Below are 309 nucleotides of genomic sequence, written 5' to 3' on the forward strand. Positions count from 1 at the left end.
GTATTCAGAACGGAGATGAAACAGGAGTAGATTGTGGTGGATCGTGTACCCCTTGTGCTACTAACGATGGAGTTATCTATGTAAATAATGAAGATATCGCTGTAAGCTCATCAAGTACCTGGAATTTCTTCAGAATAGAAGTAGGAGATGATAATGGGTATGGAGCATGGTTTTCTAGTAATTCGGTACGATTGGTAACTTATAATAAAGATGTAGTATGCGAAGGTAGTAGCAGAAATGTAACCATGATTGGTGAAGGAGTACAAGTAGGAGCTTCTAGTAATTTTGTTGCAGAATCTAATAGTTATG

General features: G+C 37.5%; 1 pseudogene. It reads left to right on the plus strand.

From position 1 onward, the window contains the following. A pseudogene (locus Z054_RS32200) lies at window positions 1–309 on the plus strand (hypothetical protein); the annotation flags it as partial.

The sequence above is a fragment of the Aquimarina macrocephali JAMB N27 genome (assembly GCF_000520995.1).
GTDB lineage: Bacteria > Bacteroidota > Bacteroidia > Flavobacteriales > Flavobacteriaceae > Aquimarina > Aquimarina macrocephali.